The organism is Mesorhizobium sp. M7A.F.Ca.MR.362.00.0.0 (genome assembly GCF_004023175.1).
GTDB lineage: Bacteria > Pseudomonadota > Alphaproteobacteria > Rhizobiales > Rhizobiaceae > Mesorhizobium.
Map to the genome: position 1 here is coordinate 6,741 of NZ_RZTF01000026.1, position 25,353 is coordinate 32,093.

At 63.5% G+C, this 25,353-nt stretch carries 24 protein-coding genes and 1 pseudogene; 6 read left to right on the plus strand and 19 right to left on the minus strand.

Annotated elements, in window-relative coordinates; all coding sequences use genetic code 11:
• The 3 genes and pseudogenes from EOC06_RS41815 to EOC06_RS06070 form a co-directional block, all read left to right on the plus strand.
• Window positions 1-447, plus strand: a pseudogene (locus EOC06_RS41815) (hypothetical protein); the annotation flags it as partial.
• Window positions 448-524: 77 nt separating this feature from the next.
• Entirely contained in the window at window positions 525-2,294 is a 1,770-nt protein-coding gene (locus EOC06_RS06065; RefSeq protein ID WP_128307340.1) for a type I secretion system permease/ATPase, read from the plus strand.
• The gene (locus tag EOC06_RS06070; RefSeq protein ID WP_128307325.1) at window positions 2,291-3,640 is read left to right on the plus strand and encodes an HlyD family type I secretion periplasmic adaptor subunit; all 1,350 of its coding nucleotides are present in this window, start codon (window positions 2,291-2,293) and stop codon (window positions 3,638-3,640) included. The genes EOC06_RS06065 and EOC06_RS06070 overlap by 4 nt, the downstream gene beginning before the upstream one ends.
• A 20-nt stretch (window positions 3,641-3,660) precedes the next feature.
• Here the strand turns inward: EOC06_RS06070 and EOC06_RS06075 are convergent, their stop codons facing one another.
• The 8 genes from EOC06_RS06075 to EOC06_RS06110 all read right to left on the minus strand — a co-directional run bounded on the left by EOC06_RS06075 (window position 3,661) and on the right by EOC06_RS06110 (window position 12,121).
• Complete coding sequence (locus EOC06_RS06075) at window positions 3,661-4,497, minus strand: sulfite exporter TauE/SafE family protein (RefSeq protein WP_128307326.1); 837 nt, start codon at window positions 4,495-4,497, stop codon at window positions 3,661-3,663.
• Between the two features lie 125 nt (window positions 4,498-4,622).
• Entirely contained in the window at window positions 4,623-5,369 is a 747-nt protein-coding gene (locus EOC06_RS06080) for an SDR family NAD(P)-dependent oxidoreductase (protein ID WP_027039485.1), read from the minus strand.
• Window positions 5,370-5,402: 33 nt separating this feature from the next.
• Window positions 5,403-6,581 (minus strand): pyridoxamine--pyruvate transaminase, encoded by a 1,179-nt coding sequence (ppaT, locus tag EOC06_RS06085; protein WP_128307327.1) that lies wholly within the window; start codon window positions 6,579-6,581, stop codon window positions 5,403-5,405.
• A 25-nt stretch (window positions 6,582-6,606) separates the two neighbouring features.
• On the minus strand, window positions 6,607-7,413 hold the full coding sequence (locus tag EOC06_RS06090) for a 4-pyridoxolactonase (protein ID WP_128307328.1): 807 nt from the start codon (window positions 7,411-7,413) through the stop codon (window positions 6,607-6,609).
• A gap of 47 nt (window positions 7,414-7,460) precedes the next feature.
• On the minus strand, window positions 7,461-8,396 hold the full coding sequence (locus EOC06_RS06095; protein WP_127381740.1) for an ABC transporter permease: 936 nt from the start codon (window positions 8,394-8,396) through the stop codon (window positions 7,461-7,463).
• Between the two features lie 2 nt (window positions 8,397-8,398).
• Window positions 8,399-9,496 carry an ABC transporter permease gene (locus EOC06_RS06100; RefSeq protein WP_128307329.1) on the minus strand — a complete coding sequence of 366 codons (1,098 nt, stop codon included), beginning with the start codon at window positions 9,494-9,496 and terminating at the stop codon, window positions 8,399-8,401.
• Window positions 9,493-11,043, minus strand: coding sequence for an ABC transporter ATP-binding protein (locus EOC06_RS06105; RefSeq protein ID WP_128307330.1), 1,551 nt, complete (start codon window positions 11,041-11,043; stop codon window positions 9,493-9,495). The genes EOC06_RS06100 and EOC06_RS06105 overlap by 4 nt, the downstream gene beginning before the upstream one ends.
• A 103-nt stretch (window positions 11,044-11,146) precedes the next feature.
• Window positions 11,147-12,121 carry a BMP family protein gene (locus EOC06_RS06110; RefSeq protein WP_245469363.1) on the minus strand — a complete coding sequence of 325 codons (975 nt, stop codon included), beginning with the start codon at window positions 12,119-12,121 and terminating at the stop codon, window positions 11,147-11,149.
• A 153-nt stretch (window positions 12,122-12,274) separates the two neighbouring features.
• Between EOC06_RS06110 and EOC06_RS06115 the strand changes: the two genes are divergently transcribed.
• Complete coding sequence (locus EOC06_RS06115; protein ID WP_128307332.1) at window positions 12,275-12,700, plus strand: hypothetical protein; 426 nt, start codon at window positions 12,275-12,277, stop codon at window positions 12,698-12,700.
• Between the two features lie 38 nt (window positions 12,701-12,738).
• Here EOC06_RS06115 and EOC06_RS06120 read toward each other — a convergent pair whose 3' ends face one another.
• The 10 genes from EOC06_RS06120 to EOC06_RS06160 form a co-directional block, all read right to left on the minus strand.
• Window positions 12,739-13,716 (minus strand): ABC transporter substrate-binding protein, encoded by a 978-nt coding sequence (locus EOC06_RS06120; protein ID WP_245469364.1) that lies wholly within the window; start codon window positions 13,714-13,716, stop codon window positions 12,739-12,741.
• Window positions 13,717-13,788: 72 nt separating this feature from the next.
• Window positions 13,789-14,604 carry an ABC transporter permease gene (locus EOC06_RS06125; protein ID WP_128307334.1) on the minus strand — a complete coding sequence of 272 codons (816 nt, stop codon included), beginning with the start codon at window positions 14,602-14,604 and terminating at the stop codon, window positions 13,789-13,791.
• Complete coding sequence (locus tag EOC06_RS06130) at window positions 14,601-15,431, minus strand: ABC transporter ATP-binding protein (protein ID WP_128307335.1); 831 nt, start codon at window positions 15,429-15,431, stop codon at window positions 14,601-14,603. Before EOC06_RS06130 ends, EOC06_RS06125 begins: the two co-directional genes overlap by 4 nt.
• The gene (locus EOC06_RS40025; protein WP_164762504.1) at window positions 15,421-15,558 is read right to left on the minus strand and encodes a hypothetical protein; all 138 of its coding nucleotides are present in this window, start codon (window positions 15,556-15,558) and stop codon (window positions 15,421-15,423) included. The genes EOC06_RS06130 and EOC06_RS40025 overlap by 11 nt, the downstream gene beginning before the upstream one ends.
• A 3-nt stretch (window positions 15,559-15,561) precedes the next feature.
• The gene (fhmpcd1, locus tag EOC06_RS06135; RefSeq protein ID WP_127326716.1) at window positions 15,562-16,491 is read right to left on the minus strand and encodes a 5-formyl-3-hydroxy-2-methylpyridine 4-carboxylate 5-dehydrogenase; all 930 of its coding nucleotides are present in this window, start codon (window positions 16,489-16,491) and stop codon (window positions 15,562-15,564) included.
• A complete protein-coding gene (locus EOC06_RS06140) occupies window positions 16,491-17,111 on the minus strand; it encodes a glutathione S-transferase family protein (RefSeq protein ID WP_127326715.1) in 621 nt (206 codons plus the stop codon). The genes fhmpcd1 and EOC06_RS06140 overlap by 1 nt, the downstream gene beginning before the upstream one ends.
• Window positions 17,112-17,137: 26 nt before the next feature.
• Window positions 17,138-17,548 (minus strand): RidA family protein, encoded by a 411-nt coding sequence (locus EOC06_RS06145; RefSeq protein WP_127267701.1) that lies wholly within the window; start codon window positions 17,546-17,548, stop codon window positions 17,138-17,140.
• Window positions 17,549-17,554: 6 nt separating this feature from the next.
• Complete coding sequence (locus tag EOC06_RS06150; RefSeq protein WP_128307336.1) at window positions 17,555-18,712, minus strand: LVIVD repeat-containing protein; 1,158 nt, start codon at window positions 18,710-18,712, stop codon at window positions 17,555-17,557.
• 44 nt (window positions 18,713-18,756) lie between these two features.
• Complete coding sequence (locus tag EOC06_RS06155; RefSeq protein ID WP_027039500.1) at window positions 18,757-19,908, minus strand: cupin domain-containing protein; 1,152 nt, start codon at window positions 19,906-19,908, stop codon at window positions 18,757-18,759.
• 289 nt (window positions 19,909-20,197) lie between these two features.
• Window positions 20,198-21,826, minus strand: coding sequence for a GMC family oxidoreductase (locus EOC06_RS06160; protein ID WP_128307337.1), 1,629 nt, complete (start codon window positions 21,824-21,826; stop codon window positions 20,198-20,200).
• A 202-nt stretch (window positions 21,827-22,028) separates the two neighbouring features.
• Here EOC06_RS06160 and EOC06_RS06165 point away from each other — a divergent pair, with 202 nt between their 5' ends.
• Window positions 22,029-22,706 (plus strand): FadR/GntR family transcriptional regulator, encoded by a 678-nt coding sequence (locus EOC06_RS06165; protein ID WP_013529856.1) that lies wholly within the window; start codon window positions 22,029-22,031, stop codon window positions 22,704-22,706.
• A gap of 43 nt (window positions 22,707-22,749) precedes the next feature.
• On the plus strand, window positions 22,750-24,297 hold the full coding sequence (locus tag EOC06_RS06170; RefSeq protein WP_164898482.1) for a GMC family oxidoreductase: 1,548 nt from the start codon (window positions 22,750-22,752) through the stop codon (window positions 24,295-24,297).
• Between the two features lie 58 nt (window positions 24,298-24,355).
• On the opposite strand, the gene EOC06_RS06175 is transcribed toward EOC06_RS06170, so the two are convergent.
• Window positions 24,356-25,108: a GGDEF domain-containing protein gene (locus EOC06_RS06175; RefSeq protein WP_127267697.1), complete on the minus strand. Its 753-nt coding sequence runs from the start codon at window positions 25,106-25,108 to the stop codon at window positions 24,356-24,358.
• Window positions 25,109-25,353: the final 245 nt, after the last annotated feature.

Consider the following 25,353-nt stretch of genomic DNA (forward strand, 5'->3'; position numbering starts at 1 on the left):
GGCACCGCGGACGACACTTCGATCACAAGGGCTATGTACGTGCAGAACGCCGACATCTTCAAGACGGGTCAGGCCCCGTCCCCGTACAGCTCGGAGTTCACGCTCGACAACAATGACGGCCTCGTGATCATCGAGCAGAACGACTACAACGCAGCCGGCGAAGAGTACCTGCTGCAGGGTGTCCAGATCATGCAGTCGGGCAACGGGATCACCGGCAGTGCCATCGACCTGATCAGGGAGACCGGAGCTGGCGGCGGCAGCAGCGTTGCGACCAACGATCTGGTGAGCTTCGACGGCGCTGACAACGACGTGCTGAAGATCGTGGACATCGCCTTCAGCACGACCGTGACCGAGACGCCGTCAGCCAGCCTCGACTTCGCCTTCCAGGTGGCGGACGCGGACGGGGATGTGACAGACATGCAGCACATACTTGTTGATGTCGCCTGACACTTGACCAACGGGGGCAGCCGATGCTGCCCCCGTGCGCCTCCCGCGATCTCTTGCACGGAGATGTCATCCAGATGATGAGAACCAACCAACAGCCGCCTGCCCTGCAGGTGGTGATGAAAGAGGCCAGACGCGCCATCCGGCCGCTTGTCTGGTTCAGCGGCGGCATCAACGTGCTGATGCTGACCGGGGCGCTCTATATGCTCCAGGTCTACCACCGCGTGTTGTCCAGCCACAGCCTGGAAACGCTGGTGATGCTGTCGCTTATGGCGGCAGGGGCACTCGCGGCAATGGCGGGGCTGGAGGTGGTGCGCGGGCGTCTTCTGGCTAAAGTCGGATCGTGGATGAACGCGCGGTTGGCACCGGTTCTCCTGACCGCATCCGTGGAATATGCCGCCTCGGCGCCCGGTCATGCCAACGCCCGTCCGCTGCGCGACCTGGATCAAGTGCGGAATTTCTTCACCAGCCCGAGCATCTTCCCGATTCTTGACGCGCCTTGGGCACCGTTGTTTTTCGCCGCCATATTCGTCATGCACCCCTGGCTGGGCTGGTTGGCGCTGTGCGGCGGGATTGTCCTCTTTGCGTTGGCATTGCTCAACGAATACGTCACTCGCAAACCGTTGACCGATGCTGCAAATGCACAGTCGCGGGCATACGTGCAGGCCGAGGCGACGATCCGCAACGCCGAGGTCGTCCAGGCGATGGGTATGCTAAAGCCGCTGATGGAGGGCTGGAAGGCACAGCAGGACGAGGCGAACAAAGGACAAGTTCTTGCCGCTAACCGGGGTGGGGTCATCGCGGCCATCGCGCGTTGTCACCGGCTGGCCCTGCAAATGGCCATACTCGGCCTCGGTGCCTATCTGGTTCTTCGCAACGAGGCCTCGCCCGGTATCATGATCTCCGCCTCGATCCTGATGGGCCGCGCATTGTCACCGGTCGAGCAAGCGATCGGCACCTGGAAGGCGACGGTCGGAGCCCGTGCCGCTTACCGGCGCCTCACCGCGGTCGCCGTACAGCACCGAGAGGCCACACCGGTCCTGCCACTGCCCCGTCCGAAAGGCAGGTTCGAGGCCGAGAACCTTGTGCTTGCCCGGCAGGGTGGCGAGCATATCCTGAAAGGGATCAACTTCCGCCTCGAGCCGGGTGAAGCGATGGCGTTGATCGGTCCGAGCGGGGCTGGCAAGACGAGCCTGGCGCGCATACTCGCCGGTGCCTGGCGCCCGTCCGCGGGGCGCGCCTTGCTGGACGGAACGGATGTTGCCCAATGGGCGGCGGAAGACCGTGGTCGTCATGTCGGCTATCTGCCGCAGGACATCGAGCTCTTCGCCGGCACCGTGTCCGAAAACATTTGCCGCTTTGCTACGCTCAACCCGGCGGTCTTCAACAAGGTGGTCGAGGCCGCACGGTTGGCGGGAGTCCACGAGCTGATCAAAGGACTGCCGAAGGCGTACGGCACCGAAATCGGCGAAGCGGGTGCGATACTGTCGGGCGGGCAGCGCCAGCGCATCGGGCTGGCGCGGGCACTCTACGGCGACCCCGCGCTGCTTATCCTCGACGAACCCAATTCCAACCTCGACAGGGAGGGCGAGGAGGCATTGATTGCCGCGCTCGGCGTGGCCAAGGCGACGAATACGACCGTTATCCTTATCGCGCACCGCGCCAGCATTTTGGACAAGGTAGACAAGATACTGGTCCTCAACAGGGGTCAGCAAGATCTCTTCGGGCCGCGCGACCATGTCTTCAACGAACTCGCCAGCCGTGTCGGCAAGGTGGCCCATCTGCCCAAGGCGGCCCAGTTGCCAGCCCTTGAAGTGGTGAAGGAAATCAAAGAGGTCAAGGAAGCATGAGCCGCCCCCCCGAATTGAAGGTCGTGCCGCTGCCCCTCGCGCCGCCCTCTCTCCTGGAGCCGCAACCCCTCCGTCTCACCGGCGTGACGTGCACCGGCTTCGCGATCATGTTCCTGTTCTTCGGCGTGGCCGGGGGATGGGCGGCCCTGGCGCCGCTGGACAGCGCTGCGGTGGCGTCGGGCGTGATCAAGGTCGCCGGCGACCGCAAGCTCATCCAGCACCTCGAGGGCGGCATCATCGCGGAGTTGAACGCCGCCAACGGGGATATCGTCAAGGCGGGCAAGATCCTCGTCGGGCTCGACGACACGCAGGCAAAGGCGCAGCTCGACCTGATCCAGAACCGGATAGCAACGCGTGAGGCGCTGGCCGCGCGTCTCAGGGCCGAGCGTGACGGCAAGACCGAGATCGAGTTCAATCCGGCGTTGCTCGCAAACCCCGCGATCGCCGTGAAGGACGCGGTGGCAGCACAGCGTGACGTGTTTACAGCGAAGCACCACAATCTGAAGGACGAGCAGGAAATTCTCGGCCAGCGCCGTCACCAGGTCGAGGAAGAGATAACGGGGCTGGAGCAGCTTGTCGTCACGGAAGACAAGCAGATCGAGGCAATCGAGGGTGAAAGCAAAGACCTTGAGGGTCTGCTCAAGAAAGGGCTGACCACCCGCGAACGGAACTTGTCGCTCAGACGCCAGCAGCGGGAGATCGAGGGCGAGCGCGCCACCAATGTCGCGGCAATCGCCCGCGCCGGAAGCGCCATGGCCGAGATCGACATGCAGATCCTGAACCTCAACACAGTGCGCCTGAACGAGGCCGTCGACGAGTTGAGCAAGGTCGAGGCGGAGCTGTTTGACCTCGGACAGCAGGAGCGTTCCGCCAGGGACGTGCTTAGCCGTACCAACGTCGTCGCGCCGGTTGACGGCATCGTCATGGAGCTGAAGGTCCATACGGCGGGCGGTGTCGTGAAACCCGGTGAGACATTGATGACGATCGTACCGCTCGGACAACAACTCGTGGTCGAGGCTATGGTCAAGCCGGAGGATGTCGAGACGATCGCACCCGGACAGCTCGCGCGCGTCAGCTTCCCGGCCTTCGCCCGCTACAACCTGCCGCCGCTCGAGGGCGTCGTGGAGATCGTGTCGGCTGACCGCATGGTTGAGGAGCGCAGCGGCGCACCGTTTTTCGCCGCGACGGTTGTGATCGACAAAAGCGAACTGGGCAAGCTGGAGGGCCGCAAGCTGCTGCCCGGCATGTCGAGCGAGACGATGATCCGGACGGGGACCCGCACCGTGCTCTCTTATCTCGCCGAGCCGATCACGCAGAACTTCCGCCGGGCCATGCGGGAAAAATAGCCGTAGGCCGTCCAACGAATTCAGGAAAGCAGCATTCGCCCGGCCGTGATCGCCAGGAAGAACGCAAAGGCAAGCTTCAGGTAGCGCGGGTTGAGCGCGTGGGCGAGCCTTGCGCCCAGAGGAGCGAACAGAAAGCTCATGGGCGCTATGACGGCAACCGCCGGCAAGCTGACATAGCCCAGGCTGAGCGGAGGCCTGCCTGCACTTGCGAGACCCGACCAGATGAAGCCGGCCACCGCTGGAAGCGCGATAAGCAGGCCAAGCGCCGACGACGTGCCGACGGCCCGGTGCACCGGAAAGGAGAAGCTGGAAAGCGTCGGCACCGACAGTGTGCCGCCGCCAATTCCCATGAGCGAAGAGACAAAGCCGATCACAGCAGCGATCGCGCGGTTCATCCAGCCGCTTTGCGGCAGGTGATCGGAGATCACGAGGTGCTTCGGCAACGCCATGTTGACGGCCACCAGCAGGCCGACCACGCCGAAGACCAGCCGCAAGCCGGCGCCCGGGATAAATTTCGACATGATGCCGCCGATGAGGGCACTGACGAAAATGGCCGGTCCCCATAGTGTGAGCAGTGCCCGGTCGACATTGCCGCGCCTGTTGTGCGACCGCATCGACGAGATCGAGGTGGGGATGATGACCGCAAGCGACGTCGCGACAGCCAGATGGCTGATCACAGCAGGCGAAAAGTGGAACAGGCTAAGCACCCAGAACAGCACCGGGACGATGACGATGCCGCCTCCGACTCCCAGCAGACCGGCGAGCACGCCGGAGGCCATTCCGGTCATGGCCAGGCCGGCGACCAGCATTGCAATCGTCAGCCCGTCGAAAACCGACGTGTCGAATCCGAAGTCCACTGTGATTTTTCCTTGATTGGCCATTTGCGGCACGGCCTTGCGGGCACGGCCGCGCTCATCCGCTGTTGCGACCCAAAATGCAGGTCGCCCGGAAGGGTCGTAGCGGTTTTGGGATGCGCTTTTGGCTAGTGGCGCACCATCCCGGCGTCGACATTGAGGGTCTGGCCCGTGATCCAGCGCGCATCGTCGGAGGCCAGGAACGAAACCACGTCGGCGATATGTTCCGGCTGCCCCTTGCCTTTCATCGCCTGCAGCATCTCGACGAAGCCGAACGCCTCGTTGTGCGGGCTCGCCTTGACGCCGTCGCTCTCGATCAGGCCGGGCGTCACCGCATTGGCGGTGATGTTGTATTTGCCAAGCTCGGTGGCGAGCGCCCTGGTGAAGCCGATGACGCCACCCTTGGCCGCGACATAGGCCGCCATGTTCGGCGTGCCGGCAAAGAAGGTGTTGGATGCGATGCTGATTACCCGTCCGGCCTTCCCCGCCGCACGCATCTGGTCCGTACCGGCACGGCTGACGATGAAGGTGCCGGTCAAATTGACGTCGATGATCTTGCGCCAATGGTCGAGATCGACATCGTCCCAGGCGACGAACGGCACGATGCTGGCATTGTTGACCAGGATGTCTATGCCCCCGGTCAGGGCCTGGATTTCGGCGAAGAGTGCCTTGACGGATGCCGGATCGGAAATGTCGGCGGCGATCGCCCTCGCCTTTCCACCTATCGCCGCGGCCGCCGCCCCGGCGCCTTCGGCATTGATGTCGCTGACGATGACGGTTGCCCCGTCGGCGGCAAGCCGCGCTGCGATCGCCTTGCCGATACCCTGCGCGGCGCCTGTAACCAGGGCCGTCTTTCCCGCAAGCCGTTCAGTCATGAAAATGCTCCCTCAATCCGTGGTGATGTCTGTTCAGGCGTCGGCGTCGATCACGGCCAGCGCCGCGTCGATGCCCTTGCCGATCGCCAGTTTCTGGCCGGCCGCGTTCATGGCGCCGCCCAGTGCCGTCAGCGCCGCGATCGCCCAGATCGGCTGGGCTGTCGGTCCCATATGGCCGATGCGCGTCAGCTTTCCCAAGGTCTCGCCACGGCCAGACGAAAACACCACGCCGTAGCGGGCGCGCGCGGCCTGGCGAAGCGCCTTCTCGTCGACACCGTCGGGCGTGCGGACAGCGGTCGTGGTCGGCGACGCGATGCTGTCGCTGGCAGCCCAGATCGACAGGCCCATCGCGGCAACGCCGGCGCGCATGGCCTTGGCGGTGAGTGCATGGCGCGCCCACACCGCCTCCGGTCCCTCATTGAGGTAGAGGTCGAGCGCGACATCGAGCCCGTTGATCTCCGAGACCGACGGCGTGAATGGAAACGGCTTGTCCCGCGACCACGCATGCTCCCAGTCGACGATGCTCAGCATCGACGCGCGCGGCGCCAGGGGATTGGCCTTCATCTTGGCCCAGGCCCGCTCGCTGACACCCATCATCGTCAGGCCGGGAGGCGCGCCCAGGCATTTGTTCGGGCCGGTGACATAGATATCGGCCTTGCAATCCTCGGGATGCGTCTTCATGCCGCCAAAGGACGAGACCGCATCGACGATGAGATAGCCGCCATGCGCCGAGACCAGCGCACCGATGGCGTCGATCGGATTGATGGTGCCGGACGGCGTGTCGTGGTGGCAGACGGAAACGACGGTGATCTCCGGATGCGCCTTCAGCATTGCCTCGACCTCCTGCGGATCGATCGCCTCGTTATAGGGCACCTCGATCTCGAGCAGATGTGGCGAATAGCGCTTCGCCCAATAGCCGAACCCCTTGCCGTAAACGCCTGAGGCAAGGTTGAGCACGACATCGTCCGGCGTGATCAGCGAGGCCGCGGCGGCCTCCAGGCCAAGCACCGGCTCGCCATGCAGGATGACCGGCTTGTTCGACAGCCGCATCGCCTTTTGCGCCTTGTCGACCACACCCTCGTAGAAGAGCTGGAACGCCGGGTCGTAGTCGTACAGCACCGTACGCCCGAGGCCGCGCAGCACTTCGGCATAGGCATTCACTGGCCCTGCGGTCAGAGTGATGACCGGATCGGCATGTTCGAGATAGCGCATCGTCTTGGTCTCCGGATTGGCGGGGTCAGCCGTAGAATTGCGTGCCGGTCCTGTAGGTCTTGAAGTTGTCCATGTCGTGCGAGTACATCAACTCGGCGCCATGGTCCTCGGCAAGTTTCTTCACCTTGCGCATCGAATTGACGCCCGCCACCGGATCGATGTGGAAGGCCGCCTGGCACAGCGTTTCAAGGCTCTTCTGCGTATAGGCCGCGTCGATCGTGAACATGATCGGCTTGCGCTTGGGGAAGTCTACCAGCAGGCTGTAATGGCCGATCGAATGGCCGGGCGTCGAGATCAGCCGGACGCCCCTGGCAAGCTCGACGTCGCCATCGATGCCTTCAAAGGTCGAGTTCGCCCGTGTCGTTCCTGCAAGCAGTTGCCCGGTCGCGCCACGCGCTTCGGCAGCCTCCGCCGAAAAGCTCAGATCGGAATAGCCGAGATGCTCGAAAGGCTCGGGATTGCACGCCTGCGGCACCTCGGTCCGGTGGCAGATCTTCTTGGCATGCGGAAAATACTTGTTGCCGCCGCAATGATCGAAGTGGAAATGCGAGTTGACGACGACGTTAATGTCCTTCGGCTCAAGGCCGAGCAGCGCCAGGGCGCCGGGGATGGTCTGGTGCTTTTCCTGGATCGGCTTTTCGAACGGCAGCACCTTCATCACATGATCGTAGTCGTAGCCGGTGTCGATGAGGAACCGGCCCTCGGCATGTTCGATCAGGATCGAATAGACCGGGAAGCGCACTTCGCCGCCAGGGCCGCGATTCCAGAACACATGATAGCCGTCGAGAACGAGCGATCCGCCGTCGAGCAGATAAACCTTGGTATCCGACATTCTTGCCTCCTTTATTGGCGCGGGTCCCGTCCGCGCATGAATTGTCCTCAGCGCGCGCCGCGCTCGTATGGAATGCCGAGCGCCGCCGGCAGGCTCGCCCGCCGGCCGAACAGCACCAGCATGATCATCACCGCCAGGAACGGCAGCATCTGGATGATGTCGGTCGGTATGTTGATGCCGGCCACCTGCATGGCCGTCGTCAGCGACAGGCAGACACCGAACAGCAACGCACCGAACAGCACCCAGATCGGGCGACCGCGCGCCAGCATGGCCAGGACGATGCCGAGAAAGCCCGCGCCATTGGTGATGAACGGAATGAACAGCCCAGCCCCGACATTGGCGAGATAGGCGCCGCCGAGCCCAGCCAGCGCTCCGGTCGTCAACACGGCGACGGTGCGGGTCCGCACGACATCGATGCCGGCGACATCGAGCGCGGCCGGCTTGTCGCCTGCCGCCTGCAAATTGAGGCCGAGTTGCGTGCGCCGATAGAGGTAGCTCATGCCGAAAACCAGCGCGACCGCCAGATAGACGATCAGATGATGCTTGAAGAATGCAGGCCCGATGACCGGGATGTCCGAAAGCAGCGGAATGACGGTAGCATCCGCCGCGGGCAGGCGCGGGTAGCTGCGTGAGAACTGGAAATGGTGGAGCAGTGCCGTCAGGCCCTCGAGCCCCAAGGTCAGCGCGATGCCGATGACGATCTGGTTCAGCCCGATGCGCACGCAAAGCAGCGCCATGACAAGCGCCACCGCAGCACCCCCGGCGGCACCGGTGAGAAAGCCCAGCCACAGCGACCCGGAATAGAAAGCGCCGACAAAGCCGAGATAGGCGCCGGCCAGCATCATGCCTTCGATGCCGATATTGAGCACGCCCGCCTTCTCGGAGATCTGCTCGCCGAGCCCGGCAAGCAGCAGCGGGATCGCCGCGGTGACGGCGCCGAACAGGAGCGCGCTGAGAAAGACTTCGCTGAACAGCCCGGTCATGCCTAGGCCCTCCGCGACTGGTTGTATCGGTGATCGAAATATTCGGCGAGCGCGAGCACGATCAGCACGATGGAAACCAGCACCAGAGTGAAATGATTGGGCACGCCGAGCCGGCGCGCCGCGCTCTCACCGCCGATCGAAAGCACCGAAAGCAGGAACACGAAGCCGATGGCTGCAAAGCCGTTCATGCGGGCGAGAAACACGGCGGGTATCACCGCAAGCCCATAGGCGGGATTCCAGTCGGCGCGGACATTGCCCTGGACGCCGATGATGTCGACGGCGCCGGCAAGGCCGGCAAGCCCTGCCGAAATGGCGAAGACGGCGACGGTCAGGCCGGGGACACCGAGCCCCGAGTGAACCGCCGCGCGTGGATTGGCGCCGACGATCCTCAGCTTCAGCCCGAACGCCGTACGCGTCATCACCAGATGCACGATGACGATTGCCGCCAGCCCAAGCAGCAGGCCACTGGTGATGGTCGTTTCGAACAGGCGCGGCAACCGATCTTCCACCGGCAGCGTGCGCGTCTGCGGCACGGTCGTGTTCGGGTCGCGAAACGCCAGCTTGACCAGCACATTGGCGAGCGAGGTGCCGAGGAACGTCATCATCAGCGTGGTGATGATCTCGTTGACGCCCTGATAGGCACGCAGCAGGGCCGGCACCAGCGACCAGATCATCGCCACCGCCATGGCGATAAGGAACGAGCAGAACAGCGCCAGCCAGGCTGGCATGATCTGCACGAACACGGGAGCGCTGGCAGCCGCCGTCACCGCGCCAAGCAGGAACTGGCCGTCGCCGCCGAGATTCCACATGCCGGCGCGAAAGGCGACGATCAGGCCGGCGGCAAGAAACAGCAGCGGCGCCATGCGCGTCAGTGTCTGCTGGATGCCGAGCGGCGAGAACAGTCCCTTCTCCAGCACGAAGCCGTAATAGGCGAGCGGGTCGACGCCGACCGCAAGCAGGATACAGCCGGCTATGACGAGAGCGATGAGGATCGGGCCGAGCGTCATTAGCAGCCGATGCGCGATGTCGCGGCGCGTCCTTGCCCCGCTCGTGGCATCGAGTGCGGTGGCACTGACCGTGGGTGCGGTGTCGATGCTCATGCGGCAAGTCCGATCATCAGGCGACCGACCTTGGTGCGGGCGTCGTCTACGTTCTCGACGGTGCCGACCAAAGCTCCGTCGGCGATGACGGCGATGCGATCGCACAGACCAAGCAATTCCTCGAGGTCGGTGGAGATCAGCAGCACCGCAAGGCCACGCGCCGCCGTGTCGCGAATACGCTGGCGCGACGCCAAAGTGTTGGCGAGATCGAGACCGTAGGTCGGCTTGTTGAAGATCACCACCTTGGCGCCCTCAGCCAGTTCTCGCGCCAGAAGCACCTTCTGGATGTTGCCGCCGGACAGCCTCGCGACAGGCGTCTTCAGGCTCGGCGTACGCACGTCATATTCGCGCACGAGCTGGGTGGCGCGCTTGTCGATCTCCGCGCGCTGCTCGACGCCGTTGCGCCAGAACGGGGCCGCGCCGACCTGCTTGAGGAAGAAGTTGATCGAGACCGGGAAGGTTCCGACAGTGCCCTCGCCCAGCCGGTCGTCGGTCAGGTAGCGAAGGCCGCGCCGGCAGCGCTCGCCGACGCTCAGCGTCTCGATGGCGGCGCCGTCCAGCCGTATCGAGCCGCCGGCAGCTGTACGCTGGCCGGCCAGCGCTTCCGCCAGTTGCTTCTGGCCGTTGCCGTCGATGCCGGCAATGCCCAGGATCTCGCCCGGGCGGATGTCGAAGGAGATCGACGACAGGCCCGGCGCATTGTCCGTCGGCGCGACCGCCAGATCCGCGACCTGAAGCAGCGGGGCCGTTCCGGCGCGGGCAGTGCGGACAGGACGCTCGACGGCTTCCGGGTCATCCTTCTGCTTGCCGAACATCAATTCCACGATCTCCGAGACGATCTCCTGTTCGCCCAGCGCGCGAAACCGCTCGGGCGGGATCTCGCCGACCTTGCGGCCAAGCTTCAGCACCGAGATTCGGTCGCCGAAGGCAGCCGCCTCCTTGAGCTTGTGGGTGATGAAGACGATCGCCAGGCCCTGCTCGACGAGGCGGCGCATCAGCGCGCCCAGTTCGTCGATACCTTTCGGCGTCAGCATGGAGGTGGACTCGTCAAGGATGAGCAGCCGACTGTTGCGCAGCATCGCGCGCAGGATCTCGACCTGCTGCTGCCCGCCGAGCGACAACTCCGATACCTTGGCTTGAAGCTTGACGGTGATGCCGAGCGTGCCGGTGATCTCGGCGACGCGCGCCGCCAGTTCCTCGGTCCTGGGGCGCTGCCACCACGGCCCGCCAAGCAGGAAATTTTCCGCCACCGTCAGCGTCGGCACCAGCATCATGTGCTGGAATACGGTGCCGATGCCGAGTGCCAGCGCATGGCGCGGCGAGGTGATCGGCGTCGGTTTGCCGTCGACCAGTATGCGTCCTTCGTCCGGCTGCTGCAGGCCTGACAACATGCCGATCAATGTCGATTTTCCAGCACCGTTCTCGCCCAATAGCACATGCACTTCGCCCGGGCGGATCGACAGGTCGACGCTGTCATTGGCAACGATGCCGGGGAACCGTTTGGTCACGCCTTCAAGCGCGACGATGTCGCGCGTCGCGCCCGGCAACGGACGATGAAGAAAAACCGCTCATGAAAGCCCAGCACCAAAAAAACGGGAATCGTCCGGAGGGGTGAACGGATCACCCCTCCGGCAGCCGACCGTGATCGCCTTACTGGGCGACGCTGGTCATCAATGCCCTGACGGCGGCCGCGTCATAGACCGGCTCAACCTTGATCTTGCCGGAAATGACGTCCTCGCGCAGCGCCTGGATTTCCGTCCAAACATTGTCCGGGACCGCAGCGGTCTTCAGCAGCTTGACCGAGTCGTCCTTGAGGCCGATCGTATAGTGTTTGGTGCCGAACGTGTCGGCCTTCAGGTCGGCAATCATCGCCGCATAGACCGGCTCGATGTTCCACACCACCGACGACAGCAGGAAGCCCTTGTCGATCGGTGACTTGTCGCCGATGACGTCGATGAAATAGACCTTGCCGCCATCGGCTGCCTTGGTCGTCTCGACCGCCTGCAGCATGCCGAAGCTCGAACCGTTGCCTTGGCCGAAGATGATGTCGGCACCCGATGCGATCACGCTTTCGGTGACGCGCTTGCCGCCGGCCGCATCGCTGTAGGCGGCAGGGCCGATCACCGCATAGGTGATCTTGACCTCAGGATTTTCCGCCTTCACGCCTTGTGCGAACGCCGCCGACTGCGAATTCCACGATGGCGGTTCGCCCGAGACGACGATGCCGACCGACTTGGAACGCGACACCTTGGCGGCGAGACGGCCGGCGAGATAGGCACCCTCGTGGCCGCTCAGCGTATAGTCGGCGACGAGGCCCTTCTCCAGGCCGGCTGGCGTGTCGACGATCGCCACCGGAACTTTCAGTTCCTTGGCGATTTCGGGCGCCGAGGTGTTGTAGCCGCTGGCATGCGCGATCAACAGGCTGGCGCCGTCGGAGGCAAGTTCCCGCAAGGTCGGACGAACGTCGCCATAGCCGAGCCCCTGGGCCACGACCACTTCGACGCCGGCGGCCTTGCCCGCCGCCTTGGCGGCGTCGATGCCTTGCTGGTTCCAGCCATAGTCCGTGCCTTCTTCGGGCGTCAGGATGGCGATCGACTTGACCTCGCCGGCAAGCGCGCCGCTCATCAAGACACCGGTCAATATAACTGCACTTACACTGCTCTTAAGAAACTTTAACATGTTACCCTCTCTGTTGTTTACCAATCAATATTCTTATTGTTATTGCGCAAAAGCGAGATAGACTGCCTAGGAAAAATTACATTGTGGAGCTCAGGCAAAGTGAAGATCCGTTATGCCCTTCCGGTGATGCTGGCGTTGTCGTCCTTCGCCAACGCGGTTGAGTTGCACCATGTCACCGTCCGCACCGGCACTGACGGGCTCGACATGGTTCCGTTGACGATCTCGAATGCGGGCAGCGAAGGCCTCTCCTGCAACGCCGACTTCGCCCACTGGTATTCAGCCGGGATCGCAACGGTCGAGCCGGGCAAGAAGACCCGCGTCGAGCTCTGGTTCGATGCGAAGACCGGCACGTTCACGATCCTCAACGACAAACGCGAGAACCTGCCCGTCGAGCGGCTGTGGTGCGGTCTGGCGAGCCGCGCATATGCCACCCGCGTGCAGGTCACGCTCGACCGCACCGATGCGGCGAAAGGCGAGCGTGATGTGTCCTGCGGCATCGCGCGGGACAGCCTTGTCTGCCGGTAGGCGCTCATCGAGCTTTCCGTTCGAACACCGCGCGCCCCTTATTCTTTTGCCAGGAATGCGTCGGTGAAGACGTCGTCCGCCGACAGAGCCGCCTTGAGCACGCCCTGGTCCGTCAGCGTCTTCAGGGTCTCCTCCCACTGAGTCTTCGTCATCCAGCCGAGACCGTGTTCCTTTGTGTCGGGGCTGCTGAACGTCGAGGCGATGTCGGCGTTGATCTGCGCCAGCAGCACATCCTTTTTCTCCGCATAGCCGGGCGCCGCCTTGGCGGTGATCTCGGCAGCCTCTTCCGGGTGTGCCACGACATAGTCGAAGGCTTCCCTGTAGGCCTTGACGAAGCGGCGTACGACGTCCGGGTTGTCCTTGATCATCGCCTGCGAGGTGAACAGGCCCGAGCCATAGGCTTTCCACCCATGGTCCGCCCCCATCATGATGCTGAGCGAGCCGGGGCCTCCGGCCTTCGCTTCCAGTTCGGGAACCTCCGCATCGATATAGCCGACGACCGTCTGAACCCGGCCAAGCAGCAAATAGCTTTCATAGGGAGGCGAGACGCTGTTCAGCGTCATGTCCTTTTCGGTCAGGCCGTTGGCGGCCAGGAAACCCTTGAAGAAGATGTAGGTGGAGCCGGCCGGATGAATGCCGATGGTCAGTCCCTTGAGGTCGGACGGCTTGGTGAGCTTCAGCGTCTTGGCCAGCGAAATGATCCCCAGCGGCGAGTGCTGGTTGACAGCCGCCAGCGCCACGACCGGGACATTCTGCGACCGTGCGACGGCAAGCGTGGGAAGATCGCCGAACCCGAAATCCGCGTTCTCATTGCCCACCAGCCGCATCGCGTCCGGCGAGCCGGACCCCTTGCGGATCTCGGCCACATCGATGTCGTTCTTGGCGAAGAAGCCCTTTTCCTTGCCGACGAAGAACATGGCGTGATTGCCGCGCACCACCCAGTCAAGCTGGACGTTGACCTTGTCGGCCGCCAGAGCCGCGCTGGAGAAGCCGAGCGCGCCGACAAAAGCTGCCAAGGTAGCTGCCTTGATAAGTGACCGTCTCAGCATGTTTTGTTCCCCTTTATGAATTTGGTTGATCGAGTGGGCCTAGGACTGGCTGAATTTCGGCGCCCACGGCACCACGATGCGTTCGAGGATTTCGGCGGCGTAGTAGAAGGCGATGCCAAGCACGGAAACGAGCAGCAGCGCTGCGAAGACCAGCGCCGTGTCGAGCTGGGTCGAAGCGAACTGGATGACGTAGCCGAGACCGTCCGACGCCCCGGCAAATTCGCCGACGATGGCGCCGATCACGCTCAACGTGGCGGCGATCTTGGTTCCGGCCATAAGGTTTGGCAGCGAGTGCGGAACGCGGATCCTGAACAGGATCTGCGTCTGGCTGGCCCCGACCGAATTCATCAGCGACAGCAGCGAGCGGTCGACCGATTGCATGCCCGCCAGCATGGAGAGCGTCACCGGGAAGAAGGCGATGACCAGGATCAGGCCGATCTTGGGCGCCAGCCCATATCCGAACCAGAGGATGAAGATCGGCGCGAGCGCGACTTTCGGCACGTTCTGGAACAGCACCACCAGCGGATACAGGGCGCGTCCCAACCAATCGAAGCGCACGATGATCAGCGCAATGGCGATGCCGACCACGACCGAGACCAGGAAGCCGAACAGGATCTCGCCCGCCGTCACCAGCGTCGCCTGCATCAGCGTGCCCCATTGCGCGACCAGCGACTTCGCGATCTCGGACGGAGCGGGAATAATGAAAGCGGATATGGCAAAGATCCGCACGGCCGCTTCCCACGCCATGATCGTCACCAGCAGGAGGATAACCGCCGGCAGCCAGCTGCCGGTCGCCGCACTCCAGCTGGAGGCGAGGCGCGGCTCGGAAAGATCGGTGATGGGCTGGTCGCTCAAGACGCGCCTCCCGGTTGATGGCTGGAGCGCAGCATCGTTCGCAACTGGACTACCAGCCTGACGAACTCCGGATCCTCGGTGACCGACAGGTCGCGCGGATAAGGCAGCGCAATGTCGAGGCTCTCGGTGATCCGCCCCGGCTTGATCCCCAGCACGTGGACATGGCGCGACAGATGGATGGCCTCGTCGATGGAATGGGTGACGAGCACGATCGTCTTGCCGGTCCGCTGCCAGATCTCCAGCAGCGACTGGCCCATCGAATCGCGGGTGATGGCATCGAGCGCGCCGAACGGTTCGTCCATCAGCAGCACCGCCGGATCGAGCGCCAGGGCCCGTGCAATGGCGACCCGCTGGCGCATGCCGCCCGACAGCTCGTTTGGCCGCTTGTGGGCGCTGTCGCCAAGCCCGACCAGTTCCAGCATCTCCTGCCCGCGCGCCCGCAGATCCGAGCGCGACAGCGACTTGTCGGCAATGCCGAGCAGCAGCGAGGCATTGTCGACGGCGTTTTTCCAGGGAAGCAGGTTGGCGTCCTGGAAGACGAGACCGATCATCCGCTTGCGCGCCGCCTCGATCGGCGCGAGCCCGGCGATCGAAACGCTGCCCTGGGTCGGCTGCACCAGCCCGGCCAGCACCTTGAGCAAGGTGCTCTTGCCGCAGCCGGAAGGGCCGATAAGGGAAACGAACGATCCCTTTGGCACCGAAAGATCGATGTTGCTGAGGATCAGCTGCCGGGCCATGACCACCGAAACGCCCTTGGCGGAGATCAGATCGTCATGGCGGATATGGGCCGGCCTGTCGCCGGCGGCTCGGATGGTTTCAATGCGCATGGCTTGCCGCCCCGCGCGCTGTTTTCTGCCGCACCCGCACCATCTTGATGGCGAAGGCGCCCTTCACACAAACAGCCGGCCGGTGGAACTCCTCGAACCGGCCTGCCCTGTGCGCACCATGTGACATTGGCTACTCCCGGCCTTCCAGGATGCGGCGCACCGCGACGAGCTTGCGCGCCCGTTCACCCTGTAGCGCTTTTGTCTGCTCGGGCGTGTAGGCAAACATGCCCTCGCCCGACTTGATGCCGAACTTAGACGCAGCCGTCTTCTCCAGCACCATCGGCGCGACATCGTCGCGGTTGGACAGATCGGCATTCAGGAAGGACGAGACGGATTTGTAGATATCCAGCCCCGCCATATCGAGCAGCGCCATCGGGCCGATGACGGCAATCTTGTAGCCGATGCCCCACGACACGCAGGTGTCGAGGTCTTCCGGCTCGATGACGCCGCGCTCGACAAGATCGACCGCCTCGCGCAGCAGCGCATAGAGCACGCGGTTCTCGACGAAGCCTGGAACGTCCTTCTTCACCACCACCGGCAGCAGGCCGATCGAGCGTATGAGGTCGCGGATAACAGCCACGGTTTCAGGCGCGGTCTTCTCGCCGCCGATCACCTCGATCATCGGGATGATGTGCGGCGGGTTCGACCAGTGCATGCCGACCATCCGCTCGGGATGCGAGATATGCGCCTGCAGCTTGGTGATCGGGATGCCCGACGTGTCGGACGCGACGATGACGGACGGGCCGATCAGCGGATCGATGTCGCGATAGGTCTGCGCCTTGATCTCGATATTCTCGGGCACGTTCTCGATCACCAGTTCGGCGCCATCGACGGCCTCGGCGATCGTCTCGACGAAACGCACGCTGCCGGCGCCAGTCCCGGGCGCCTCGATGTCGAGACGGTCGAGCACGCCGCCGGCCAGATCAAGCATGCCGCGGGCGCGCTCGATTGCCCCTGGCGAAACATCATACGCCGTCACATCGAGCCCGCCGCGCGAAAGCCGCGCGGCGATACCTGGACCCATCGTTCCCAGTCCGATGAGAGCGGCGCGCTTGATCATCATGCCGCCTTTGCGGGAGCAGCGGTGGTTGCCGCCTTGAAGGCCGGCCGGGCGGCGATTGCGGCCACCCAGCGCTCCAGATTGGGCATTGACGGCCGGTCGATCTTGAAGTCGACGCAGCGCTTCAGGATCGGCGCGCAGGCAATGTCGGCAAGGGTCAGCTTGCCGAGCGCCAGGAAGTCCTTGCCGGCCAGGTGGCCGTCGACGATCTTGAGCTGCGCGACAAGGTCCTTCACTTGTTCCTTGTATTCGGCGGTCTGTTCTTCGGGCGTGAGCTTGGCGCCCTTGAAGGCCGCCAGGTAGCCCGGATTGACCGCAGCCAGCAGGAAGTCCATCCAGCGCTCGACCTCGGTCTTTTCGGCCGGCGTGGCGCCATTCAACTGTTCGCCGCCGGATGCCGCGAGATAGCGCAGGATGGTGTTGGACTCCCAGATCACGGTGTCGCCGTCGACCAGCGTCGGCACCTTGGAGGTCGGGTTGAGCGCCTTGTATTCCGCAGTCTGCGTGTTCTCGAACTGGCGGCCATAATCCTCGCGCTTGTAGGAGGCTCCCAGCTCTTCGAGCATGAAGAGCACCTTCTGGACGTTGCCTGATGTCTGGCGGCCTAACAGCTTGTACATGTCGTCTCCTCGCTAGTGTCCAGGGTCTACTTGCTCGCCGGGAGCGGCTTGTAGACGATGGCGTCCATTTCGATCTTGGTGTTGATGACCGCTTTTGCCTCGACGGTCGTGCGCGCCAGAACGGCGTCGCCGATCCCTTCGAGGAACGCCTTGTTGTAGCGGCCGAAATCGCGCGTATCCTCGAGATAGGTGGTGATCCGCACGACATCCGACAGCGTCGCGCCTTCATGCGCGATGACGCGCGCAATGGTCTTCAGCGTCGCCAGCGTCTCTTCCTCGATCGTGCCGCTGATCACGTTGTTGTTCTCGTCCTTCGGCACCTGGCCCGAGACGAAGATGAAATCGCCGGCACGCACCGCCGGATGAAACGGCAGGTTCGGGTTCTTGTTGCCGATGGCGTAGTGGCTGGCGGATTTTCGCGTGCTGTCGCTCAACATACCCCCCTAGAGAACGCTGGTTTCGATGATGTCGACGCCGCGGATGCGATCGATCAGGTAGACGATGCCGCGGTCGTCGATGGTCACGTCGTTGGACGAGGAACGCTCCGCCCCCTCCGGCGCGTCGGGCATGAAATGGCCGACTTCCTTTGGCGAGAACGGATCGGCGATGTCGACGAGGCGCAGCCCCTGCGCGAACCATGCAAACGGAATGACGGTTCCATTGAACCGCTCGGAGGGCTGGTGGCAGCCGGTCATCGGCGGTTGAGGCGCGCCATCCGGGTCGAGGCCAGGCACCTGGAAGGTCGAGATCGGCAACGGGTTGGTCTCGTCAGTGATGTCATAGATCCAGGTGAAGGCCGGCGGCGAAGGTCGCAGTTTGGCGACATCCTCGTCCGCCACCACCATGATGTTGCGACCCTTGAGCGGCTGTGGGATCGGCAGGCAGGTGTGGGTGGGATGCGGAAAGCTCGGGCTCGAATTGACGTGCGAGACCAGCTTCGGCTTGGTGATGTCCGAAATGTCGAGGATGAACAGGCCGTGATGCCAGTAGCTGACATAGAGCCGGTCGCCCATGCGCAAAGGATGGTGGCAACGCGGCGTGACATAGTCATGCCACGGGTATTCTTCGCCGCCGCCGGTCCACTGGCCGGGTATCCACCAGCGTCCGACCTCGACCGGCTTCGTGGGATCGATCAGGTCGAGGATCATCACGATGTTGCCGACATAACCGTCGGCGGTCGGCGAGATGTAGGCGTAACGGCCGTCGAAGTCGTAGCGGTGGACGCCCTTGCCGCCGGTTATCCATTTCGAGATGAGCTTGGGCTGTGCCGGCTTGGTGGTGTCGTAGAGCGCCAGTCCGCCGCCGAAATCGGCCGGGCCGGCATCGCCAAAGCGCTCGTGGTTGATGATCATCAGCCCGTCCTTGGCGCGCACCTTGTGCGAGTGCCAGCCGGGCGGAACATCGATCGTCGCTATCTTGCGCGGATTGCGCGGGTCGGAAATGTCGACCAGCGTCGTGCCGCTCGGCGGCCGCATGTGGCCGATATAGAGGATGTTGCCGTCGACCCAGACCTGGCCGCCGCCTGGGCAGTCGACATGGCCGATCTGCTTGGTGTTGAACGCCGAAACCAAATGCATACGCCCTTGCTGCTGAAACGTCATTTCGATGTCCCGCCGCCATTGGCGGCGGGACAATAGGATCGGAGCTAGACGAGGCGGAGCAGATCGCCGGCCTGGTTGCGGCCCCAGCGCTTGTAGAGGAGCAGCGCCTTCTGCGTCGGCGCATCGGTGGCGCCGAAGAAGATCACCGGCTCGCTCGACGAGCCGTTGACATGCTCGACCCAGGAACCGCCAGGTATGGCGATGGTGTCGAACTGGTTCCAGTCATAACGTTTGCCGTCGATGATCGAATGGCCGTTGCCGCGGAACGGCGCCAGAAGCAGGCTGGCGGTCTCGCGCTGCGGCAAGGTCTTCTCGCCGGGGCGCAGCATCTGCACGTAGAAATTGATGGTGTGGAAGACGGGTCCGCCGGTGGTCGGATCGACATAGTCGATGACGATGCCTTCATGAGGGTCGCCATCCCAATCCTTGTGGGCGTCGAGAACCGCTTCCATCTTCTCCCAGCGATAGACATACATCGGCGACGACAGGCCGCCGCCGCGCTTGTGATCGACGAAACGCGGCATCAGGCCACCCTCGCCATAGATGCGCTGTGAGTAGTCACCGGGATAGCGGGCGGTCTGCACCTTCTTCTCGACTTCCTTGCCATCGACCATCTCGGTGTATTTGTGGTCGAAATGGACGGCATGCAGCGTTTCGACCAGCGGCAGGTCGAGCACCGACAGGTTGACCGCCTGCTCGCCGCCGACGGTGCCATGATTGTGCCAGGCGTCGTTGGGCGTCAGCACCATGTCGCCCGGGCCAAAAACCACGTCCTCGCCCTCGACGCCGGTGAAATTGCCCTTGCCGGTCAGGCCGAAGCGGATGGCGCTCGGCGAGTGCTTGTGCGGCGGCATGATCTCGTCGGGATCGTTCAGGCGGTAGGCGGTGTACATGGTGCTGACCGATGCACGCTTGGGCGCAAGACCGGGATTGACCAGGATCAGCGAACGGCGCTCGCTGTCGTCCATGGTCACCAGTTCGGCGGCGCGCTGCAGCAGCGGCTCGATGTCCGAATAGGACCACACGAAGGGAACGGCCTTCGACGTCGCCATCAGCTGCTTGATCTCGTCATGATCGACGCCTTCCGACGTCGCCCAGAACGGAAACATGTTCTTTGCGTAGAGGGCGTCATAGAGGCCCTTGAGTGCTGCCTTCTTGTTGGTGAGCACATCGTTAGCTGGTTGCGCCAGGGACATATCGGACACCTCTCGTCACGAAGAAAATACTTCTAACCAACTCAACCGTATTCGCATTGGTTTTGCTCGACAATACCCAAATTGCGAATTTTATAAGTTTTTGGTTGAGGTGCATTTTTGGGAGGCAAATGCCCAGAAATAGGCAGAATAGCCTAGAAATGCGCGAGATACGGCTCGCAATCAGGGCGTGAAACCGCTTCGCCACGGCCATGCGGAAGCGCATGACAGTCCAACCAACGCAGTTTTCAGTCTCAACCAAAAGACTTTGGTTGTATTCCGGCCGCCTCTATCAGGCCGCCACGCTCTGTTGAGCGCGGCTGCGGATCAGATCCGCGGCCTTTTCGGCGATCATGATGACCGCCGCATTGATGTTACCACAGACGAGGTCGGGCATGACCGAGGCGTCCACGACACGAAGTCCGGCGATGCCGCGCACCCGCAATTCCGGATCGACCACCGATGCCGCATCAACGCCCATGCGGCACGTGCCGGCCGGATGATGCACGGTGATCGAGGTCTTGCGGATATGCTCGTCGATCTCTTCGTCGCTCTCGCATTTCGGGCCGGGAAAGAACTCCGCGCCAACGAACGGAGCCATGGACGGCTGGCTGGCAAGGTTGCGCGCAACGCGAAAGCCGGCGCGAAGCGATTGCCAGTCGCGCTGCGAGGACAGGAAGTTCTGGTGGATCAGCGGCGCGGCGACCGGATCGCTCGACGCCAGCTTGACGCTGCCGCGGCTCTCCGGCTGCACCGCAACGATACGGGTCGCAAAGCCGTCGGCGAACGGCGCCTTGAACGGCGACATGTAAGGCCATGCCCCCAGCGGTGCAGCGGTGAAAAGCAGCTGCACGTCCGGCAGCGGCCGGCTTGCGTCGCTCTTCAGGAATGCCACGACGCCGCCAGGCACATCTCCCGAAAAGCCCTTTCCGGTGAGATAAGTCTTGACGAAATCCAGCCCGATACGATCGGCCCGCATCATCTTGAGAAACGGTCCCGGCTGTTTGCGCCGATACATCAGGATGACCGAAACATGGTCCTGCAAATTCTTTCCGACCTGCGCACGATCGACCTTCGTCTCGATGCCATGCGCCGCGAGCTCACCGCTGTCGCCTATGCCTGACAGCATCATCAGCTGCGGCGTGTTGATGACGCCGCCGGCAAGCAGGACTTCGCGCCGCGCCAGAACTTCATGGCTCGCCCCGCCTCTGGTGTAGGCAATGCCCGCCGCGCGGCCATCCCTGAGCAGGATCTTCGTCGCCATCGCGCCGGTCAGCACCTTGACATTGCCGCGGCGCATGGCGGGCCGCAGATAGGCGGTCGCGGTCGAGCAGCGGCGGCCGTTGGCGATCGTCATCTGCAGCCGGCCGAAGCCTTCCTGTATGGCGCCGTTATAGTCGTCGGTCTGCGGGTATCCGGCATCACGGCTGGCTGTGGCGAAGGCATCGATCAGTTCGTCCTTATACCGGCAGAACTGGGTGTTCAGCGGCCCGCTGCCACCACGGTACCGGCTTTCCCCCGCTTCCCAGCGCTCCTGCTTCTTGAAGTAGGGCAGCACCTTGTCGAACGACCAATCCGTCAGGCCGCTTGCCGCCCAGCGATCGTAGTCGCCGCGATTGCCGCGCACATAAGCCATGGCGTTGGTGGAGGAAGAGCCGCCGATGACCTTGCCGCGCGCGCATTCGACCTTGCGCCCGCCGACATTGGCCTCGGGCTCGCAGAAATACATCCAGTCGTGGCGGCGCTCGGTCAGTATCTTGCCCCAGCCGAGCGGGATGTGGATCATCGGATCGCGGTCCCAATCCCCCGCCTCCAGCAGAAGCACCGATACGGCAGGGTCCTCGCTCAGCCGGTTCGCCAGCACGCAGCCGGCCGATCCCGCACCGACAATGACGTAGTCAAAGGTTTCGCCAGCCGGCATGCGTGATCCTCGGGAGAAAACGGCCCGCCGCGATGGCAACCGTCGACATGGCAGTCAACCATCGCGCAACTGGTGTTGTCAACCATTGCGTACAGTTGTAGATTGGTTGAATTGGTTGAGTGCCGTCGAACAGGTTTTCGTGTCACAATATGATGTCGGGACGTTGAGTCGGCGGTCTGCCGATCGGACAGGAGATTTGGTTTTGAGCGCATTCGAGCCGCAGGTCGGACCATCGGATCTCGACGACATCATCGCCGCGGTCCGCCAGTTGCAGCAGGGCGGCGGCAAGCTTCCGTCCGAGCGCGATCTTGCGGAACATCTGAGCGTCAAGCGCCATCAGCTTCGCAAGGCGCTTGAAGTGCTGCGCCTTTCGGGCGACCTCAAACCGGCGCGCGCCAGGCGGGCGCCGACCGCTCTTCCGAGATATGGCGAGGAACTGGTCAGGGTAACCAATCCGATCGAGGTCCTGGAATTGCGCCTGATCATGGAGCCGGGCCTTGCCCGACTGGCGTCGCTGCGCGCCTCCTCTTTCGAGACGGCGCGGATCCTCGACGCGGCAACCACGCCGGAGAACGCCCCGTCGGGGGAGGTCGACTTCGCTTTCCATCTCGCGATCGTTGCCGCGGCCCGCAACCATCTCGCCGCGGAATTCTACAAGATGCTGCGCCAGGTCGGCGTCGATGCGCGGGTGAAAGTTGCGCGCACCGCAGCTCCCACCTGCCCCAAGCGGATCGCCCACCGCGACGGCGAGCATCGCCTGATCGCCGAGGCGATCTCGCAGCGCGATCCCGAAGCGGCAGAGGCCGCAATGCGCGCGCACCTTTTGTCCGTGCAGAGACAGATCATGGAACGGTCGAATGCCGGCGCCTTTGCCGCGTGATCGTATCAGCTTCCGATAGTGAGCCTGTGCGGGGAATTTCAAATTGAAACGTCATTTCGACGTGCTGGTGATCGGCGCGGGATCCGCAGGCTCGGTTGTTGCCAGCCGGCTCAGTGAAGACCGGTCTTGCCAGGTCGGCCTCATCGAGGCCGGGGCGATGCCGGCCGATCCCGACATCGCCGATCCGCTGAAATGGACGATGCTCCAGGGCCGCGCCTACGACTGGAGCTACCGGACCGTGCCCCAGCCCTTCACCGCCAACCGCGTCCATGAATGGCCGCGCGGCAGGATCGTCGGCGGCTCGAGCTGCCTGCATGCAATGGCCTATGTCCGCGGCCATGCCGATGATTTCGAACCCTGGGCGCAAGCCGGCGGCGAGCGCTGGTCCTATCGGGGGTTGTTGCCGGGCTTCATCCGCAGCGAAGCCTTCACTGCCTTCGACGGGCCGACACGCGGCAAGAGTGGCCCGCTGGACGTCTATCTGCCGGACGCCGAAGTCAGTCCGGTCGTGCGGGCCTACATCGCCGCCGGGCGCGCCATGGGTGCTCCCGCCCTGAGCGACCACAACAGCGGCGAACTGGTCGGCACTAGTCCCAATTCACTCAACATACGTGACGGCAAGCGCCTGAGCGTCGCCGACGCCTATCTGTCGTCGCAGGTCATGGCGCGGCCGAACCTGACCTTGCTTGCCGGCCACGAGGTCGAGCACCTGGTGCTGGACGGCCACAAGATCACGGGCGTGAGCGTGGTGTGCGGGGGTGAGACCGGAACGCTCTGCGCCGACCGGATCGTCCTTTGCGCCGGCGCAGTATCCACGCCGCTCATCCTCATGCGGTCGGGCATTGGCTGTCCCGATACGCTGAAGCAAGCTGACATACGTTGCCTTGCCGATCGCGGCGATGTCGGCCGCAACCTGCAGGATCATCTGCTGGCTCTCGGCAATGTCTACAGCACGAAGAAGCCGGTGCCGCCCTCCCGCCTGCAGCACTCCGAATCGCTGATGTACCTGCACAGCGACGACCCGACCCGCTCCACGGGAAGTCCCGATATCGTGCTCGCCTGCGTCGTCGCGCCGTCGGCGGCCGAGGGCCTGAAGACCCCGCTTTATGGCTCGGCCTTTACCATCCTGTGCGGCGTCACTCATCCAACAAGCCGCGGGCGCATCACACCGAGCGGCCCGGGCCGCAACGATGCGCCGGTCATCGACCCGCATTACCTCGAAACCGAACACGATCGCGCGACATTCAGGATGGCGTTGAAGCGGGCGCGCATGGTCGGCCATCATGCGGCCCTGGACGAATGGCGCGATACGGAGATCCTGCCAGGTGCACCGGTTCAGTCCGATGCCGAACTCGATGCTTTCATCGCCAGGGCTGCTTCCACCCATCACCATCCGGCCGGCACGTGCCGGATGGGTCGTGACACTGAGGCCGTCGTCGATCCTGACTTGCGGCTGAACGGCTTCGACAATGCCTTTGTCGTAGACGCCTCGGTGATGCCGGCGATCCCGAGCGGACCGATCAACGCCGCGATCGTCGCCATCGCCGAAACCTGGGCGGCGTCTTCACGGGCTACCCCGTCGTCAGCGTAACCGCGGCCGCGTCCGACAATTCCCCTGGGTTCCGAATGGCTCTGGCTCCCAGCGATTGTCAGCTATGGAGATGCGTCAGTTCAAACGCGGCTCCGTCCTGGACGCCGGCCATGCGCTGCTCGGCGGACCGGAACATGTCCGCGAACTCCACCTGGTTTTCGAACACCACGCCGCCGACCTTGACGGTCAGGGCATCCTCGGTCCCTTTTGGCGCGAAATAGACTTGCGCGATGCGCGCCCGGATACGCTCGCCGATTTCCCTGGCTTCTGCTTCGGTCGCGCCGGCGAGGAAAACCCCGAACATCGACGTTCCCATGCGTCCAACCAGATCCTCCGCGCGCACCGACGATTGTATGGTCGAGGCTATGAGCCGCAAGGCTTGATCGCCCCATTCAAGACCAAAGCGCAGGTTGATGGACCGCAGATGTTCCGAATGGATGACCAGGAAGGCGCCCGATTTCGGCCCCGGTACCGACGGCCGTGCCGTTCTTTTTTCGACCATCGACGTGAAGACCGCTCCGTTCAGGCAGCCGGTCATGGTGTCGAAGGTTGCCGACTTGTCGAGTTCCCGGCGATAGCGACGAAGCTCGATCCGTTTTAATCCAACGAACAGAAAAAGCGGAACGCCAAGGACAACGGGCAACAGGATTGCCGTGATCATGCTGCGCCCAAATGGCGTCAGCGCCTCGGAGAACAGGAGCAGATAATTGAGGCCGACGGAAACGCCCAGGATTGCAGCGGTTCCCAGAAAGGTCAGCAAAGCGACGCTTTTCCATGCCTGGTCGGTGGTGCTCGCCATAGTCTTTATCACTGGCCGATCTCCTGTGGTTGGGCTGGTATAAGGCCGGTGTGTTGCAATTTCAGTTTCAAGGAAGCTTGCAATTTAATCGATTGCGCGATGACCCCATCAAGGCTGCGCCCGTGGCGGTTAACAAACAAAACATCAGGGAATGAATGGCAGGCTATTGCGCCGGGCCGAATATGCCCATCCCAGCCTTTCGGGCTGTCGCCTCCGCCTTGCCGTAGATGCCGCTCGGCAGCGCCGTGGCCCAGCCG

What these genes read in the sequence shown, in the direction of transcription:
- EOC06_RS06095 (WP_127381740.1), bottom strand. Translation starts at nt 8,396, where the DNA reads ATGACCGGGCTGTTCAGCGAAGTCTTTCTCAGCGCGCTCCTGTTCGGC.
- EOC06_RS06100 (WP_128307329.1), bottom strand. Translation starts at nt 9,496, where the DNA reads ATGAGCATCGACACCGCACCCACGGTCAGTGCCACCGCACTCGATGCC.
- EOC06_RS06090 (WP_128307328.1), bottom strand. Translation starts at nt 7,413, where the DNA reads ATGTCGGATACCAAGGTTTATCTGCTCGACGGCGGATCGCTCGTTCTC.
- EOC06_RS06080 (WP_027039485.1), bottom strand. Translation starts at nt 5,369, where the DNA reads ATGACTGAACGGCTTGCGGGAAAGACGGCCCTGGTTACAGGCGCCGCG.
- EOC06_RS06110 (WP_245469363.1), bottom strand. Translation starts at nt 12,121, where the DNA reads ATGAGCGGCGCGCTTGCCGGCGAGGTCAAGTCGATCGCCATCCTGACG.
- EOC06_RS06145 (WP_127267701.1), bottom strand. Translation starts at nt 17,548, where the DNA reads ATGTTGAGCGACAGCACGCGAAAATCCGCCAGCCACTACGCCATCGGC.
- EOC06_RS06155 (WP_027039500.1), bottom strand. Translation starts at nt 19,908, where the DNA reads ATGTCCCTGGCGCAACCAGCTAACGATGTGCTCACCAACAAGAAGGCA.
- EOC06_RS06070 (WP_128307325.1), top strand. Translation starts at nt 2,291, where the DNA reads ATGAGCCGCCCCCCCGAATTGAAGGTCGTGCCGCTGCCCCTCGCGCCG.
- EOC06_RS06150 (WP_128307336.1), bottom strand. Translation starts at nt 18,712, where the DNA reads ATGACGTTTCAGCAGCAAGGGCGTATGCATTTGGTTTCGGCGTTCAAC.
- EOC06_RS06140 (WP_127326715.1), bottom strand. Translation starts at nt 17,111, where the DNA reads ATGTACAAGCTGTTAGGCCGCCAGACATCAGGCAACGTCCAGAAGGTG.
- EOC06_RS06130 (WP_128307335.1), bottom strand. Translation starts at nt 15,431, where the DNA reads ATGCGCATTGAAACCATCCGAGCCGCCGGCGACAGGCCGGCCCATATC.
- ppaT (WP_128307327.1), bottom strand. Translation starts at nt 6,581, where the DNA reads ATGCGCTATCTCGAACATGCCGATCCGGTCATCACTCTGACCGCAGGG.
- EOC06_RS06065 (WP_128307340.1), top strand. Translation starts at nt 525, where the DNA reads ATGAGAACCAACCAACAGCCGCCTGCCCTGCAGGTGGTGATGAAAGAG.
- EOC06_RS06160 (WP_128307337.1), bottom strand. Translation starts at nt 21,826, where the DNA reads ATGCCGGCTGGCGAAACCTTTGACTACGTCATTGTCGGTGCGGGATCG.
- EOC06_RS40025 (WP_164762504.1), bottom strand. Translation starts at nt 15,558, where the DNA reads ATGTCACATGGTGCGCACAGGGCAGGCCGGTTCGAGGAGTTCCACCGG.
- fhmpcd1 (WP_127326716.1), bottom strand. Translation starts at nt 16,491, where the DNA reads ATGATCAAGCGCGCCGCTCTCATCGGACTGGGAACGATGGGTCCAGGT.